The organism is Micromonospora sp. NPDC048830 (genome assembly GCF_043198215.1).
Lineage (GTDB): Bacteria > Actinomycetota > Actinomycetes > Mycobacteriales > Micromonosporaceae > Micromonospora.
Genome location: NZ_JBICUP010000039.1, coordinates 37,119 through 52,863 on the forward strand (window position 1 = coordinate 37,119; position 15,745 = coordinate 52,863).

Genomic DNA, 15,745 nt, shown 5'->3' on the forward strand with positions numbered 1-15,745 from the left:
GCCGGTGGAACTGGAAGAAGCCTTGGCGACGCGGCGAAGCATTCGGCGGTACCGTCGAGATGATGTTTCGCGTGACACGCTTGAACGCGTATTCAACTTGGCGCTGATGGGCCCCTCCGGCTGGGGTCTCCAAAAGTCGCGCTTCGTCATCGTTCAGGGAGAGCAGCGGCGTAGGTTGCAGGACCTCTGCGTCGATGCGCTTCCTGAGGTTCGTACTGTCCTGGAGGAGGCGCTTCCGGACAGGCCAGATGAGGTCGACGTACTTATGGAGTTCTATCGTACGTACGGGAACGCCCCGGTTCTCGTGGTGGTGTATGCCGGCCTCCTGCCCGACGGCGATTTTGACGACATAGGAGCCGCACTTTCTGTGCAGAACCTATTTCTCGCAGCTCATGCCGCAGGACTCGGAACAGTGTGGACAAGCATCATGAGGATCCGCGAGGCAGAGATCAACACACTGCTCGGCGTCGGCACGGATCAGAGGATCGCCTGCATCACGCCATTGGGTTATCCGGATGAACAGCCCAGTGCCGCGCAGCGAACGCCGGGAAGGTTGACATGGATCGGGTTCTGACCACCGTACCGACGATCGACATTCACGAGCTCGATTCACTCGAACGGCCCACCGGTGAGGTTGCCGAGAAGCTCGAATACGCATTTCGCCAGTACGGGTTCTTCAGTCTGGTCGGGCATGGCGTATCAACGTCGGTTATTGACGATGCTTTCGCTGCCTCGCGGAAGTTCTTCGACCAGCCGGCGCAAGAAAAGATGCTCAGCACTCCATCCGACGGCTTCTTGGGCTACCGGGGACTGGGTACCCTTCGTGCCTCGACACGAAACGCGCAGTCGTCGACGGACATGAAAGAGACGTTCTCGCTGGGTCCTGATTCTTCACACGGCCTGCCCAGCTCTGCGTCCGTCGCGTCGACGAATATTTGGCCGGCGGGTGTCCCAGAACTCCGTCCGGCTCTGGTCACCTACTACGAGTCCATGGCTTCGCTCGCACTCAAGTTGACCGACATCATCTCGGTCGCATTGGGCCTGCCGGCCGACTCGCTGCGGAATCGATCTGACCGCCAGCTCAGCTGGCTGGCGTCAATCAATTATCCGCCGACGGTTGACGCGAGGCCTGATCAAATGCGATTCGGCGAGCACCGCGACCGCAACTGCGTCACGATCCTGTCAGCTACGGGCGACGGGCTGGAAGTCCAAGACATCTCAGGCCAATGGCATCAAGTGCCGACGCGACCGTACACATTCCTGGTCAACGCAGGTCGGATGCTCGCGGACTGGGTTGGCGGGCGGTGGACCGCTGCCCAGCACAGGGTCTGTAATCCGGCGGGAGCGGCACGCCGCCAGTCACTTGTATACTTCTTCAACCCTAATCCCGAAACACCGCTGGATCCGCTATGCGGTAAAAGTGACGGGCAGCGGCCGGAGAGTTCCCGAACGGTGATCACCGTAGGCGACTATCTGAAGTCGATGCTCGACCTTTACCGATAGAGCGACGGCTGCACTGTAGCTGGTTCCGACCTCGCCGCTCCCTCGATCAGAAACTCGCCACGCCCGACGATCACGGCCGCTCCGGCCACCTCCACCGCCTCGAACCTGTCACCCTGGCCCCACGCGGTCGCCAGCATCGTCGAGGGGCGTCCCATCTCGACGCCCTGCCGGATCTCGATCTGCTTGCCGTAGCCGATCCTGCCGTGCCGTGCCAGGTGTACCGCGAGCGGTCCGGCTGCCGAGCCGGTCGCGGCGTCCTCGGCCACCCCGTAGGCCGGGGAGAACATCCGAGCACGCCAATGGGCGCCGTGGCCTGCGAAGCAGAAGGCGCTCATGTCGGGCAGCGTCGAGAGGACCCGGAGATCGGGCTGCAGTCGCGACAACTCCTCGACGTCTCGCACCGGGAACAGCACGTGCCTCGGCCCGTTGCGGTAGGCGTACACGATTGGCTCCGCCGGCGACGCCCCCAGTCCCCCGGCCAGCGTGGCCGCGTGCTCGTAGGGCTCCCACACCGGGACGGGCTGGCGCATGCTGGCCGACACCGCCCGGTCGTCGGTGCGGTCGAACGTGAATTCCACGTCGCCGACCATCGTTTCCATGATCAGGGTACGGCGTGCGGTGGACTGGGCCAGTGCGACAGCTGTCCCCAGCGTGGGGTGCCCGGCGAACGGCAGTTCACCGGTCGGCGTGAAGATGCGGACCCGCACATCGGCGGCACCCTGCGGGGGAAGGACGAACGTGGTCTCCGACAGGTGGGTCTCCACAGCGATCGACTGCATCTGGCCGGTCGTCAGCCCGGTCGCGTCGAGCAGGACGGCGACCGGATTGCCTGCCAGCGGGGTCTCCGTGAAGACGTCGACGATCATATATCGGTACATGCTCAAGACGATATGCGGGCTGGTCCGCCGGTTCCAGCGCGCCCTTGCCACGAGAGTCGCCGTACAGGATCATTTCCCCTGCCCCCGACCCCCATGCAGATCCGAGGATCCAGACATGTCCGAAAATCTCCCCACAGGGCGCGGCTTCGATGCCGACCAGGCGTTGCGGCAACGGAACAGGGCGGTGGTGGAGGAGTATCTCCGGGTGACCGAAGGGCCGCCACGGTTGCAGCGGCACCGGCTGTTCGCCGAGGACGCGCGCGGTGGGCTGTGGACCACCGACACCGGAGAGCCCGCCGCCGTGCAGGGCCGGGAGAAACTAGCCGAGATGGCGGCGTGGTCGCTGGACTGCTTCCCGGACTGGAAATGGTTCAACATCCAGGTGTTCGAGACGCAGGACCCGAACCATTTCTGGGTCGAGTGCGACGGCGAGGGGCAGATTCTCTTCCCGGATTATGCGCCCGGCTTCTACCGCAACCACTTCATCCACTCCTTCAAGCTGGCCGACGGCCAGATCACCGAGATCCGCGAGTTCATGAACCCGTGCGAGCAGATGCGCGCGTTGGGCATCGAGGTTCCCGTCGTCAAACGCGGCGGCATCCCCAAGTAGGGCAGTGACCTGTGTCCGTCCACGAGCAGCACCGCTCCGGTGCGCGGTCTGATCGGCGCTCCCGGCGCCCGCGGAGACGGACTCCGGCTGGCGATGGCGGCGGGCGCCGCGTTGGGCAACATGTCCGAGGCATGGTGGTGTCCTACCATCCGGGTCCCCGGCGACGAGATCGACGGGCAGCCGGTGCACCGGATGCTGTTCGCCGAGCGGGCACGTCCCGGGGTCATCATGGTGGGCAGGCATGGGCGACGGTTCACCAACGAGGCGCAGAACTACAACGATGTCGGCCGGGCGATGCACGCCTTCTCCGCGTCGGACTTCCGCTTCGACGCCGACCCGTCGTGGCTGGTGTTCGACGCCTCGGTGCGCGGGCGCTACCCGATCGGCTCGGTGCGGCCGGGCGATCCGGAGCCGGAGTGGCTGCTGCGGGCGGAGATCGTCCCCGAACTCGCCGACCGTATCGGCGTGTCCCGCGACGTGCTTGTCGACACGGTCGCCCGGTTCAACCGGGCTGCCGGGTCCGGTGAGGATCTCGAGTTCGGCCGCGGCACCGGGGCGTACGACCGCGCGCTCGGGGACGTCAATGCTGAGCACGTGACCCTGCGGCCGTTGACCGAGCCGCCGTACTTCGCCGTGCCGGTGCACGCCGGGCTCGGCGGCACGAAGGGCGGACCGCGCACCGACGCGCACGGCCGCGTGGCCCGCGCGGACGGTTCGGTGATACCCGGTCTGTACGCGGCGGGCAACGCGGCGGCCAGTCCGTTCGGGCTGGCCTATCCCGGCACCGGCGCGACACTTGGCCAGGCGCTCACCTTCGGCGTGCTGGCCGGTAGGGCCGCGGCGACCGACTGAGGGCGCCGAGGATCGCCCGTCAGGAAGAGGCCACGGTCGTCGAGGCGGCCAGCAGCGGTCTCAAGGTCTCTCTCAGGATCTCCAGGCCGTCCAGTGACAACACCGATTCCGGGTGGAACTGCAGGGAGGTGAAGCCGGGGCCGCGCAGCGCGTGCACCTCGCCGGTGACCGGGTCCCGGCAGACCTCCACCGGAGCCGGCAGCCCGGCGTGGTACAGGCGGTCGTGGTCGGACACCGCCGCGAACGTGTTGTAGAAGCCCACGGTCCGCGTGGTGCCGAACAGGGTGATGTCCGCCTGCCGTCCCTGGTTGGGCACCGCCTTGCGGACGATGCGCAGCCCCAGCAGCGCAGCGAGGACCTGGTGGCTCAGGCACACCGACAGCAGTGGTACGCCAGCACGGAGCCCGCCCCTGGTGAGCTCGCGCAGCACGGCCATCTTGGGATTCCGGTGGTCGAGCGGGTCGCCCGGCCCGGGTCCCAGCACGACCAGGTCGTAGTCGAGGGGGCCGGTGCTCTCGGTGTACCGCTGGATGGTCGCGACCAGTCCGAGCGCGGACAGTTGGGCGCCCAGCATCGCGGTGAAGCCGTCCTCGGCGTCCACGACGAGCACACGCCGCCCGACCAGCTGGGGGTCCACCGCCTGCCGGTGGTGAGGGTTTCGGCGCCAGAACGAGGCGAGCCTGTCCTCCCGCCGCGTCAGGATCGCGCGTACCGCTGAATCCTCCGCCAACGGCGCGCGCGGAGCGGACTGCTGGCCTTGTGAGTCGTCGTCCGCACAGAACGCTGACAGCAGTCCGGAGATCTTGGCGTGGGTCTCGGCGACCTCCGAGTCGGGATCGGAGTGCCGCACCAGCGTTGCGCCGACTCCGACACGCAGCCGGCCGCTGGCGTCGATCTCGGCGGTGCGGATGAGGATTGCGGAATCCATCTCAGGCTCGCCCGACTCGTCGCTGCCGATCACGGCCACGGCGCCTGCGTAGTAGCCGCGGCCCGTCGGCTCGTACCTGGCGACCACCTCGCACGCGCTCTCCAACGGACTGCCCACGACCGTGGGCGCGAACATGGTCGCGCGCAGCACGTCGCGCGGGCCGTGCGCAGTGTGGCCGGACAGCAGGTACTCGGTGTGCGCGAGCCGGGCCATCTCCCTGAGCGTGGGACCGGTCAGGCTGCCACCGAGCGGGCACATTCCCGCCATCGTCTTCAGCTCTTCGTCCAGGACCATGTTCAGCTCGTCGGTTTCCTTGGGGTCGCCGAGGAAGGCGAGCAGCTCCGGCAGGTCGGGCCCCTGCGGCGGATACCGGTGGGTGCCGCTGATCGGGTTCATCACGACGGTGCCCGAGGACAGGCCGGCGTGCAGCTCCGGGCTGGCCCCCACGAACGTGCGCCCGTTGGCGTGGACAAGGAAGGTCCAGTAGGAGCCCTGTTCGGCGGTGAGTAGGCGGGAGAAAATCGACAGGGCAGACCTGATCGAATAGTGCGGGATGTCGGCGAGGAAGGTGCGCTTGATGACGAAATTGGACCCCCGCCCCTGTCCGATTTCCTCGGCCAGCACCGCGCGCACAATGTCGGCGTACTCTCTGTCCGCGATGTCGAAATGGGCATCGGTGAGCGTTACGGGATCCCGGGGAATCGCGAGCAGGGCATCGTGCAAGGAAATGCGCTCCTGCTCGCGAATTCTCAACACGAGGAGCGGGGCGTGGTCGTCGTTGCAGGCGAAACCCCGCTCGGCGAGTTGCCGGTACGGCACCACCACCAGCACGTCGTTGGTCGGCGCGCCAGCCGTCCCGGGCGGCAGCGGGATGTCGTCGAGAGACGCGGATGCCTCCACATGGCCGACCAGGATCTCGACGAAAGACCCTCGGCCGGGACGGTACAAAAGGGCGAACGGCGGCGCGTCCGGTGCGAATAGACGGTTGATCGGCGACGCAGGGGATGCCATGCTGGGCGTATCCACGTCTTCTTCTCCCAATCCAGGAGCGATAGGGCAGGGGGACCCTAGAGTGCATTATGCTCCTGCGGGAAGGAAGATCCAGAGAGTGTGACTGGAGCGACAGCTATGACTTCTTCGAGTTGTACGCTGCGGCACCGCACCCGCACAGAGTGAGACAGCATGAGCATATCCACCATCGCTCCGTACGCTATGCCGGAACGATCCGAATTGCCCGATGGCGTCGTTTCGTGGCGTGCATCCGCCGAGCGGTCGGCACTGTTGATCCACGACATGCAGAACTACTTCGTCGACTTCTTCCCGCCGGACCAACCCCCGAGAACGGTTCTGATCGACAATGTGGGCCGTCTGCGGCAGCGGTGCGTGGAGCTGGGTGTCCCGGTGTTCTACACCGCCCAACCGGGCCGGATGACCGATCAGCAGCGCGGTCTGCTCAAGGATGTCTGGGGCGCGGGGATGACCAGCGCGCCGGAGCACACCTCGATCGTGGCCGAGTTGGCCCCCGGCGAGGCCGATCGCGTGTTCACCAAGTGGCGCTACAGCGCGTTCCACCGTTCCCCGTTGCTCGACGAGCTGGTCAAGCGTGGGCGGGACCAACTGATTGTCTGTGGGGTCTACGCGCACGTCGGCTGCCTGGCCACCGCGTGCGACGCCTTCACCAACGACATCCAGCCGTTTCTGGTCGCCGACGCGATCGCGGACTTCTCCCCAGAACAGCACCGCCTCGCACTGGACTACGCGGGGCGACTGTGCGCGGCCACTCCCGACACGGCGACCCTGCTGGCGGACCTGTCGAGAAGCGCCGGCTGACAACGGCTCCGGCGCAAGGCTCGCGACGGGTAGCGCTGGCCTGCACCAGCAAGCCGTCGAGGGGGACCGGGGTCCGCGCCATGGCTGCAGGTCGTAGTCGAACAGGCGGACCGCCCCGGTGAGCCGTTCGGTGACCGCCCAGCCAGTCCCGCTGACCGGTGACACGCGACAGGCGGGGCAACCGTATCCAGCGTGCACTCGATGCAGGCGTGGTGGTGCCGGGCAAGACCAATACTCCCGAGTTCGGTCACAAGGGCACTACGGACAACATGGTCGACGGCCCGACAAGCACCCCGTTCGACCCTCGGTTCAACGCCGGTGGTTCCAGCGGCGGTTCGGCTGCGGCCGTGGCGTCGTTCATGACGGCCCTCGCTCAGGGCTCCGACGCGGGCGGCAGTGTTCGTATCCCGGCGGCCATGTGCAACATCGCGGCACTCAAGCCGAGTGTTGGTCGCTGGCCGCAGGATGCTCCACCGTTTGCTGCGGCGCCTTTCTTCACCCCCGGGCCCATGGCACGGACGGTGGCAGACGTGGCCATGCTGATGCAGGCCATCAGCGGTCCGTACGAGGGCGATCCGTTGAGTACGGACGGTTCGCTGGACTACATCGGCGCGTTTCGTGGCGGCGTGGAGGGCACGCTTCCGCTCGCGGGTAGGCGCATTGCCTACTCGCCGAACATGGATCTGTTCCCGGTGGAGGCGCCATTTGGGCGTGTTGTCAGCCAAGCCCTCCAGGCTTTCGTGAAGGCCGGGGCAGTGGTTGACCAGGTGAAGCTGGGGCTCGACGAGATCCAGGTCACCGATCTGGGCGGCAGGAACAGGCGGCCGCTGACCAGCCGGCACTTCGCCGACACCTGGGTGCTCATGCAGGCCGGCTTGTACGGCCACGCCCGGGACCTGTTCCTGGAGTTCGGCATTCCTGTGGATCTACGCGAGCGCAAGGACCAGTTGACGCCGCAGTTTGCTGCCATGCTCGACCGGTCGGAGAGGCTTTTGGCCGAAGAGTACCGGCACCTGGACTTCCTGCGCTCCGACGTGCTGCACAAGCTCAACGTCGTGCTGGGGACCTATGACTACATAGTCACGCCGACGGTTGCCGTCGCGGGGGTTCAGAACGCGAAGGATGGCAATACCCTCGGCCCGTCGACCGTCAACGGTATCGCCGTCGATCCGCAGATTGGTTGGTGCTTGACCTATCCGGTCAACTTCAGCGGTCACCCCGCGATGAGTCTGCCGGCCGGCTTCACGCCGAACCCCCTGGGGGCCCGGCGTTGCCGGTTGGTTTGCAGGTCATCGGTCGCATGAAGCGGGATGACGAGGTCATTACCGCCGCCGCGGCCTACGAAAAGTACAACCCCTGGTATCAGCGCTACCTGCGGTAGCCCAGTGATACTGCAGGGTGGAGGCGCCCTTGTTCTCCTAATTCGCATTACATAGAAGAGTGCCTTTCTGGCGTGAGCGGGCCGACGGGCGTGGTGTGAGGGATAGCGGGCCGTGACTCTTGGTTGATCATTCTCGCCGTCCACACGGGATGATGGCAACAGCACAGCCGCGGGCGTGGTCAACGATGCGACCCGGCTGCTGGGCCCGGCCGGCCGGCCGCGGGATATCTGTCGGTGGGAGGGTTGACCCTCGCGCACCCCGGGGTGAGAGGGCTGACCCTCGCGTCGCCCCGGGGTGGGCGGCGGGGGTCACGTCGGGACCGGCCGGCGCCGGGTAGGTGCCGGCCGGCTCGTCGGCGCCTGACCATCCCGGGCCGCATAAGGGGCGGCCGCCTGGGTGGTGGGTCCGCCGCCCGGGGTGCGGCGATGCTGGCCGCCGCGACCAGGTCGGCCGATCTGCCACTGCCGTAGCCGCAGGTTGTGCCGCCGCCCCGCCGACACGTCCAGGACCCTGCGGGGGTCGCTGACGTGCAGGACCCCGATCCGCTGGCCGACGGCCCAGGTGACGACGGTGCGAGCAGCCTCGTGCCGGACCTGCCGCACCCGCCGCCGATGCCGACCCTCCGCTGGGTACGGCACCCCCCCCGCGCCAGGCGCGCCCACAACGCCGGGTGCCCTTCGCTGTGGGGATGCGCGCCCGCCGGCCGTCGAGGGTGAATGTGCCGCAGTACCTGCGCCGCCGCCAACCCCGCCGCCGCCTCGGAGTCCGCGCCGATGCGTTGCCGGCCTTGCGGCGTTTCGCCGCCGCGAACCACGCGTCGGAGCACCCCGCCGCTGCCCGCGCCCGCACCGCGACACGGGTGGTGCGGTACGGGCACGGCCCCAAATATCAGTGAGCTGCCCGATGTCTCTCAGTGCCCGACGAACGAACCTTGCTTCAAGGGAAACAGGTTGGAGGAGGGCAGTGATGGCACTCGCAACCGGAACCGCCGCGGCCGAGGACGTAACCGTCCAGGAGCGGATGCAAGCCCTGTCTCGTCGAGGTGCCCGATCGAGGTCCTCCGCACAGGAACGGCCGGGCCGATGACTGATCCAGCACAGTCACTCGCGGGCGCCCTCGCCGCGCTCGACCGCGCCGCCGACCACTTCTGGTCGTTCATGGAGGACCGCAGCGTGCGGTTCGTTCCGTCGCAGGTCGCACCGATCTTCTTCGCCACGCTGGGGCACCTGGTAACGGGCAGGGACGGCCCGGCTGGCCGCCGCGCGGGGTTGGCGGTGCTGGGCCGGCTGTATCGGCGTTTCGGGCTCTGCCCGTACCACGGGACGGTTATCGCGGCAGCGATGGTGGACACGGTACGGCGGTTCGCCGGCGGCAGTTGGGAGCCGGAACTGGCCGAGGTCTGGGAGCGGGGCTGCCGCCGGGTGCTCCGTTTGGCGGAGCGGGCGGGTGTGGTGGGTGACGAGGACGCGCCCGGTGCGGCGCTGTGGGCGTCCGACCAGCGCCCGTCACCCGTCGGTGAGCTGGTCCCGACCGGGACGGCCGCAGGCAACGACGACGTTCGACCGCCGAGGAGTGCGACATGAAGCTGATGGACACGGACGTCCGCCGCGCGACCGGCGAGGACGTCGCCGCGCTGTCTGCGGTCATCGCCGACGCGCTGGCCGTGGGGCGCCTGGGTGCGTGGCTGGTGCCGGACGTGGCCGAACGCCCCGGAATCGTGCGCCGCTACGCGCAGTTCGCGTTGCGGCGCGGGTTGGCGCACGGTCAGGTGGACACGACCGACGACCGGTCCGCCGTCACGGTCTGGTATCCGCGGTTGGAGCCAGCTGCCCCGGCCGCGGCGTGGATGTACGACCTGCACAGCCTCCTCGGCCCACACGCGGCCCGGTTCGCCCTGCTGCACGCGTACGTCGACGCGGTGCTTCCCCACACGCCGCACCACTACCTCGCTCACGCCGCGTTCCGTCCCGGGCAGGGTGAAGCCGGAAGGGCGCTGCTCGCCAGCCACCACCGTGTCCTGGAGGCTGACGGGTTGCCGTCGTACGCGGAGGTCTGCAGCGACCACCCCCGGGACGGTCTGCTCGCCCGACTCGGTTACCAGCCGCGGTCGCCGATCCTGCTGGAGCCGGGCGGCCCGGCTCTGTGGCGGATGTGGCGGCCTCCGTCCGGCAGCGGCCAGCCCGGTGAACTGCCATGCCGGGTGCCCCTGCACCGCACCGCGACACCGTTGCGCGGTCGGATCATCTCGGCGACGCCCCCGCGTTTTCCCTGACCGCCCGGTCGGGCACCCAGTCGATCACCTGCTGCCGCTGGCTTCGCGGCCAGCAGGCCGCCCTCCGCTCCCCGCTATCGAAGGAGACACCCTCATGCTGACCGTGGCCACCTGTTCCCCCACCGCCCCTCCACCAGGACAGCTCAATGCCGGACGGCGGTCGCCGGCAAGGTTGACCACCACGCGTACCGGTGCCCCCGTCACGGACGCGGGAGACGTGACGGCGGACTCTGCGAACCGGGGGGAGTGGCGGTGAAGCCGACGCATGTGCAGGTGGCTCTCGCGCGGCGGACGTTGACTCCGTCCGGGTTGTGGGTGTTCGGGGCGGCGGCCTCGGCGCCGATGGTGGTGCTGGTCGGTGGCATCGTGGCGATCTACGCGACCACGCAGGTGGTCGCGCTGCCGCTGGCGTTCCTGCTGGTCGCGGGGGTGGTGGCGCTGTTGGCGACCGGGTACGCGGCGATGGCACGTCAGGTCGGGCATCCGGCGGCCTACTACGGCATCCTGGCGAACGGCCTGGGTCGTGGTTGGGGCGTCGCCGCCGGGCTGGTCGCCCTGGTGGCCTACAACGCGATCCAGACCAGCCTGTACGGGCTGTTCGGCGCGACGATGGCCGCCCACCTCGGCGGCGCCTGGTGGGTGTGGGCGGGAATCGCCCTGGCGGTGGTCGGGGTGCTGGGCGTGCGGGCGATCGTGCTGTCCACCCGGGTTCTGGTCGCCGTGCTGGCGGTGTCGCTGCTGATCGTGGCGGCGTTCGTGCTGGCCGGTGTCGGGCAGCCGGCGGGCGGTGGGCTGTCCTGGGAGGGCTTCGACGCCTCGGGGTTGGCGGTCAGCGGCATCGGCGGCGCGGTCGCCTTCTGCGTGGCCGCGTTCATGGGCGTCGACGGGGTGGCGTCCTTCGTCGAGGAGGCCATCGACCGCAGGTCGGTCAGCCGGGCCACGGTCGGCGGCGTGGTCGTGCTCGGCGGGGTGTACGCGGTCGCCGCGTGGGCGATGGGGGTGGCCGTCGGCCCACAGTCCGTCGCCGAGGCGGCCGCCGATCCGGCGGCAGGACTGCCGTTCTCGGTCCTGGACCGCCTCGGCCCCGGGTGGGGTTTCCTCGGTCAGCTGACGCTGATCGGCGCCACCATCACCTGCATGCTCGCGTTCCACGCCGTGATCGCGCGGTACGTGTTCGCGATGGCCCGCGAAGGCGTCCTGCCCGCCGGCCTCGCCCGGTCCAGCGGCGGCACCCGGATCAGCGCGCCGCGCGGCGGGTCGCTGACGCAGACCGGTATCGCCACCGTGGTGCTGGGCGCGTTCGCGCTCGGCGGCGCTGACCCCGTTACGGTGATGTTCACCTGGCTGTCGACGTTGGGTGCCATGGGGCTGCTGTGCCTGCTGCTGGCCGCGTCGGTGGCCGCGTTCCGGGCACCGATCAGCCTGCGTGGGCAGCGGGCCGGGGTGTGGGAGTGGCGGCTCGCGCCCGTGCTGGGTGTGCTCGGCGGGGTGGTGGTGCTGGCCCTGATGGTCGGCAACGTCGGCTCGCTGCTCGGTGCCGCGCCCGGATCGCTGTACCCGTTCCTGCTGCCCGCGATCCTCGCCGCCGCCGCTGCCATCGGTGGGATCTGGGCGGCGAGTCTGCGGCAGTCGCGTCCCGAGGTCTACGCCGGCATCGGCCGTGGCACCCCGAAAACCCACGCCGTGCCCGATCCCATGCACATTTCGATCTGAGGGGCGAACGATGATCGAAACGTACTCTGCCATGCACTCATCTGGTGGGCACTACGGCATCGATCCCCTGGACCCCGCCTGGCGGCCGACCCGCCCGCCGACGGTGCCGCCCGCAGGCCCGCAGCAGCCCGTGACCCCCGTCCCACCGCCCCGATACGGGGCACCCGGGGGTCTCGCCGAGCACCAAGGGCAACCGGCCACCCCTGTCCCTCCGCCCCCGACTGCGAGTCCACGCCTGTCCCTGAGCGGACCGAGGCATTTCGACGACGGGCCGTCGGTTGAGGCCCGCCGCCAGGCTGATCTGCGGATGCAGATCGCGTACCGGTGCAAGCGGGCCAACACCAGCCACCTCATCGCCGCCGACCAGGCGTTCGGCCGGCGCGACGCGGTCAGCCCACACGCCGTGCTGCTGTTCTACACCTGCGACGCCCTCACCGAGCCACATGGCTACAAGCTGTACACCGCCACCCGAACCTGGCCGCAGTCACCGGACTCCGACGACCTACCCAGGCTGCTGGGCGACCTGACGGAGGTGGCAGCGGACAACATCGCCACTTTCGGGCGTGCCTGGAGTCCTCTCGGGCCCCAGGGCTCCATGGTCAACGGCGGGGACATGACCCTGCCCACGGGCGCCACGTACGTCGGCGTCGGTGTCAGCACCCTCGACTCGGACCAGGGACGCTGGTACCAGGTCGCCGCGACGCTCCGCGACGCGGCTGCCGCCGGCCGCTACATGTCGGCCTTCAACCTCAAGGGCCAGTGCTACGCCGTGATGGTCGACCGCACCGCCATGCACATCGACCGCGACCCCGAGGCCCGCCTGGGCGACACCGGGATCCGCTGCAGCAAGACCCTCGACCCGGACCGAATCACCTACCACAATCCCCACGCCAACCTCACCGAGCAGGGCGACGACGAGACCCGCCTGATATGGCGGGAGCTCATCACGCTGAACACCACCCTCGCCACGCACCTGCGCGCCAGGCGGCCGGCGTGACCCACACCCCGACCCGCAGCCTCACCGATGCCGCGGACCTCAGCCACGCACCGGTCGACATCACCGCCGTTCTCGACCACCTGGTGCGCGAGGCCAACGCCGCAGCCGCGACGAACATCGGCTTTCCCGCGGCCGTGGACCTCGACCAGACCGCGGTCATGGCCCGCCTCGGCAACCGGCTGTGGAACAACATCGGCGATCCGACGGACCCGGGCGGGGGCGCCCACACGCGAGCGCTGGAGCGGGCCGTCGTCGCCTGGGTCGCCGACATCCTGGCCATGCCGACCGACGACCGGTGGGGCTACGTCACCACGGGCGGCACCGAAGGCAACCTGTCCGCCCTGCACGCCGCCCACCGCCGCCATCCGACCGCACGTATCTACTACTCGACCGCCGCGCACTACTCGATCCCCAAATCGGTGGAGATACTCGGGGCGCGCGGGGTGGTCATCAGCGCCCGCCCGGACGGGGAGATGGACTACGCGCATCTGGCCGCGCAGCTGCGCAAGCGCCGACGGCGGCCCGCCATCGTGGTGGCCACCGCCGGCACCACCCTCACCGAGGCGGTGGACGACAGCGCCCGCATCCGCGCCGCCCTCGACGAGAACGGCGTGCAGGGACACCTGCACATCGACGCGGCCCTGTCCGGCATTCCACTCGCCCTCGACGGCCGGCTGCGCTTCGACGACGCCGGCGGCATCGCCAGCATCGCGGTGTCAGGACACAAGTTCCTCGGCACGCCGACTCCCTGCGGGGTGGTGCTCATCCGCGACAGTATGCGCGGCCACGGCAGCCACGTCGCCTACACCGACACCGCCGACACCACGATCACCGGTTCCCGCTGCGGCCTGGCCGCCGCGCTGCTGTGGCACGCCATCGCCACCCACGGCCGCGAGGGGCACCGGTGGCGTGCCAGCGAAGCACGAACCCTCGCCGCCTACGCCGTCAACCAGCTCACCGCCGCCGGTTGGCCCGCCTGGCGGCACCCCCACGCGTTCACCGTCGTCCTTCCCACCCCACCCGAACCGGTACGGAAGAAATGGCCGCTGGCCACCGACGGCGGCACCAGCCACATCATCTGCATGCCCGGCGTCACCCCCGGTCAGATCGACGCGTTCGTCGCCGACATCGCCGCCGCCGCACCGCCGGCGCCGATCCCGCAGCCCCGGCTCTCGCCCGACCCGCGCACCAGCGCCGCTGGGGGTTGACCGTTCCTCATCCGGCACCGTCTACCGATCCACGGAGGCGATCACCATGACCAACCGGCTACGCCTTTCACCCCGGGTACCCGTGGCACGACGCCGGCACCAGCCCCGGCCGGATGCCCGCGCCCTCGCCGCGCGCTCCAACCCTCAGCCGCCGGCAGACCACACCGTCATCGAGCGGATCCGAACCGTGCTCACAACCCACCAGGTCGGTGACGACGGCTTGTGCCGCGGCTGCGAAGACCTCGGGCAGTTCGCCTTGACGCCCTGCCCGACGGCGCGAGACGCCCATGACATCCTCACCCGGTACGGGGAGGCCCAGACCAACGCGTCCGCGGCAATGTGGGGCGGTCCGGGCCCCGAGAGCAGACACCCGACTCGTCAGTGAGCGCGGCGCAAGCCGTCCTCCGTGCACTGACGGAAGCATCGGACTCGGCAGTGGTAGGCACCCAGCTGCCGAGGTACGGGGCGGCGGCAGTCGACCCGAATGACTGCCGGGTCGGCCCTGCCAGCGGTCCCATGCGCAGGGATACCACCGGCCCGTGGCCGGCGGTGGGCCCTTTCTCCCCTCCCACCGCCGGCTGCGCCAGCCCCCAACTGCCAGCACCGTTGAGCGAAACGTCCAGGTACGTTGCGATCGCTGGCCCAGCATGGCGCGACGAAAAGTCCGCCAAGACACGGTCGGTGGGCGACCGGCGATGATTCGACATGGCCTGCCGGACGTTTCGACTGGCCCACCGACCGTCGCGGGTGAGCGGGGCTGATAGGAAGAACCCATGCTGACCATCGGACTGCTCGGCGGGATGAGCTGGGAATCCAGCGCGCACTACTACCGGCTGGTCAACGAATTCGTCCGCGAGCGCCTGGGGGGTCTGCACTCGGCCCGCTGCGTGCTGTACTCGGTCGACTTCGCCGACATCGAGCAGCTGCAGAACACCGGGCGGTGGGACGAGGCCGGCCACCTGCTCGGCCGGGCCGCCGCTGCCGTACAGGCCGCGGGCGCCGACCTGTTGCTGCTGTGCACGAACACCATGCACAAGGTCGCCGACCAGGTCGAAGCCGCCATCGACATCCCGCTGCTGCACCTGGCCGACGCCACCGCCGCTGCCGTCGGCGCGGCGGGTCTGGACACGGTGGGTCTGCTCGGTACCGCCTTCACGATGGAGCAGGACTTCTACCGCGACCGGCTGGCCGGGCACGGCCTGAACGTGATCGTTCCCGAAGCCCACGACCGGGCCGAGGTCCACCGCATCATCTACCAGGAGCTGTGCCTCGGTCATGTCAGCGACACGTCGCGGCAGACCTACCGGCAGGTCATCGACCGGCTCGTTCACTCCGGTGCCCAGGCTGTCATCCTCGGCTGCACCGAGATCGAACTACTGATCTCGCCGGACGACAGCCCGGTCCCGGTTTTTCCCACCACCCGGCTGCACGTCGAGGCCGCCGTCGACGCCGCGCTGCGACCCGCGTTGCCGAGCTGATCCGCGACCGGCGCCGCACGCCGGCCGCTACGCGCCGTCGGGACCGGCCGGCACCTTCCCGGCGCCGGCCGGTCCCGACGTGACCCTCGCCGTC

At 69.3% G+C, this 15,745-nt stretch carries 14 protein-coding genes; 12 read left to right on the top strand and 2 right to left on the bottom strand.

Annotation, left to right across the window (positions count from 1 at the left end):
• Positions 1-4: 4 nt before the first annotated feature.
• Complete coding sequence (locus ACGFIZ_RS26650) at positions 5-574, top strand: nitroreductase family protein (RefSeq protein ID WP_393423575.1); 570 nt, start codon at positions 5-7, stop codon at positions 572-574.
• Positions 559-1,503, top strand: coding sequence for an isopenicillin N synthase family dioxygenase (locus tag ACGFIZ_RS26655; RefSeq protein WP_393423577.1), 945 nt, complete (start codon positions 559-561; stop codon positions 1,501-1,503). The genes ACGFIZ_RS26650 and ACGFIZ_RS26655 overlap by 16 nt, the downstream gene beginning before the upstream one ends.
• Here ACGFIZ_RS26655 and ACGFIZ_RS26660 read toward each other — a convergent pair.
• Positions 1,494-2,369 carry a PhzF family phenazine biosynthesis protein gene (locus ACGFIZ_RS26660; protein WP_393423579.1) on the bottom strand — a complete coding sequence of 292 codons (876 nt, stop codon included), beginning with the start codon at positions 2,367-2,369 and terminating at the stop codon, positions 1,494-1,496. The two genes, ACGFIZ_RS26655 and ACGFIZ_RS26660, sit on opposite strands and share 10 nt — an antisense overlap.
• 127 nt (positions 2,370-2,496) lie before the next feature.
• Here ACGFIZ_RS26660 and ACGFIZ_RS26665 point away from each other — a divergent pair, with 127 nt between their 5' ends.
• Positions 2,497-2,991 (top strand): PhzA/PhzB family protein, encoded by a 495-nt coding sequence (locus ACGFIZ_RS26665; RefSeq protein ID WP_393423581.1) that lies wholly within the window; start codon positions 2,497-2,499, stop codon positions 2,989-2,991.
• Positions 2,992-3,030: 39 nt separating this feature from the next.
• Positions 3,031-3,843, top strand: coding sequence for an FAD-binding protein (locus tag ACGFIZ_RS26670; RefSeq protein WP_393423583.1), 813 nt, complete (start codon positions 3,031-3,033; stop codon positions 3,841-3,843).
• Between the two features lie 19 nt (positions 3,844-3,862).
• On the opposite strand, the gene ACGFIZ_RS26675 is transcribed toward ACGFIZ_RS26670, so the two are convergent.
• Positions 3,863-5,782: an anthranilate synthase family protein gene (locus ACGFIZ_RS26675; RefSeq protein WP_393423620.1), complete on the bottom strand. Its 1,920-nt coding sequence runs from the start codon at positions 5,780-5,782 to the stop codon at positions 3,863-3,865.
• Positions 5,783-5,953: 171 nt separating this feature from the next.
• Between ACGFIZ_RS26675 and ACGFIZ_RS26680 the strand changes: the two genes are divergently transcribed.
• The 8 genes from ACGFIZ_RS26680 to ACGFIZ_RS26715 all read left to right on the top strand — a co-directional run bounded on the left by ACGFIZ_RS26680 (position 5,954) and on the right by ACGFIZ_RS26715 (position 15,651).
• Positions 5,954-6,601 (top strand): isochorismatase family protein, encoded by a 648-nt coding sequence (locus ACGFIZ_RS26680; RefSeq protein ID WP_393423585.1) that lies wholly within the window; start codon positions 5,954-5,956, stop codon positions 6,599-6,601.
• Between the two features lie 158 nt (positions 6,602-6,759).
• The gene (locus ACGFIZ_RS26685) at positions 6,760-7,905 is read left to right on the top strand and encodes an amidase family protein (RefSeq protein WP_393423587.1); all 1,146 of its coding nucleotides are present in this window, start codon (positions 6,760-6,762) and stop codon (positions 7,903-7,905) included.
• A 1,160-nt stretch (positions 7,906-9,065) separates the two neighbouring features.
• Positions 9,066-9,566: a hypothetical protein gene (locus ACGFIZ_RS26690; RefSeq protein ID WP_393423589.1), complete on the top strand. Its 501-nt coding sequence runs from the start codon at positions 9,066-9,068 to the stop codon at positions 9,564-9,566.
• The gene (locus ACGFIZ_RS26695; RefSeq protein ID WP_393423591.1) at positions 9,563-10,255 is read left to right on the top strand and encodes an N-acetyltransferase; all 693 of its coding nucleotides are present in this window, start codon (positions 9,563-9,565) and stop codon (positions 10,253-10,255) included. Before ACGFIZ_RS26690 ends, ACGFIZ_RS26695 begins: the two co-directional genes overlap by 4 nt.
• A gap of 267 nt (positions 10,256-10,522) precedes the next feature.
• Complete coding sequence (locus ACGFIZ_RS26700; protein WP_393423622.1) at positions 10,523-11,968, top strand: APC family permease; 1,446 nt, start codon at positions 10,523-10,525, stop codon at positions 11,966-11,968.
• Positions 11,969-12,275: 307 nt separating this feature from the next.
• Entirely contained in the window at positions 12,276-12,965 is a 690-nt protein-coding gene (locus tag ACGFIZ_RS26705; protein WP_347671529.1) for a hypothetical protein, read from the top strand.
• Complete coding sequence (locus ACGFIZ_RS26710; protein ID WP_393423593.1) at positions 12,962-14,173, top strand: histidine decarboxylase; 1,212 nt, start codon at positions 12,962-12,964, stop codon at positions 14,171-14,173. The genes ACGFIZ_RS26705 and ACGFIZ_RS26710 overlap by 4 nt, the downstream gene beginning before the upstream one ends.
• A gap of 773 nt (positions 14,174-14,946) precedes the next feature.
• Positions 14,947-15,651, top strand: coding sequence for an aspartate/glutamate racemase family protein (locus ACGFIZ_RS26715; RefSeq protein ID WP_393423595.1), 705 nt, complete (start codon positions 14,947-14,949; stop codon positions 15,649-15,651).
• Positions 15,652-15,745: the final 94 nt, after the last annotated feature.

What these genes read in the sequence shown, in the direction of transcription:
- ACGFIZ_RS26680 (WP_393423585.1), top strand. Translation starts at nt 5,954, where the DNA reads ATGAGCATATCCACCATCGCTCCGTACGCTATGCCGGAACGATCCGAA.
- ACGFIZ_RS26715 (WP_393423595.1), top strand. Translation starts at nt 14,947, where the DNA reads ATGCTGACCATCGGACTGCTCGGCGGGATGAGCTGGGAATCCAGCGCG.
- ACGFIZ_RS26675 (WP_393423620.1), bottom strand. Translation starts at nt 5,782, where the DNA reads ATGGCATCCCCTGCGTCGCCGATCAACCGTCTATTCGCACCGGACGCG.
- ACGFIZ_RS26690 (WP_393423589.1), top strand. Translation starts at nt 9,066, where the DNA reads ATGACTGATCCAGCACAGTCACTCGCGGGCGCCCTCGCCGCGCTCGAC.
- ACGFIZ_RS26705 (WP_347671529.1), top strand. Translation starts at nt 12,276, where the DNA reads ATGCAGATCGCGTACCGGTGCAAGCGGGCCAACACCAGCCACCTCATC.
- ACGFIZ_RS26665 (WP_393423581.1), top strand. Translation starts at nt 2,497, where the DNA reads ATGTCCGAAAATCTCCCCACAGGGCGCGGCTTCGATGCCGACCAGGCG.
- ACGFIZ_RS26660 (WP_393423579.1), bottom strand. Translation starts at nt 2,369, where the DNA reads ATGATCGTCGACGTCTTCACGGAGACCCCGCTGGCAGGCAATCCGGTC.
- ACGFIZ_RS26695 (WP_393423591.1), top strand. Translation starts at nt 9,563, where the DNA reads ATGAAGCTGATGGACACGGACGTCCGCCGCGCGACCGGCGAGGACGTC.
- ACGFIZ_RS26655 (WP_393423577.1), top strand. Translation starts at nt 559, where the DNA reads ATGGATCGGGTTCTGACCACCGTACCGACGATCGACATTCACGAGCTC.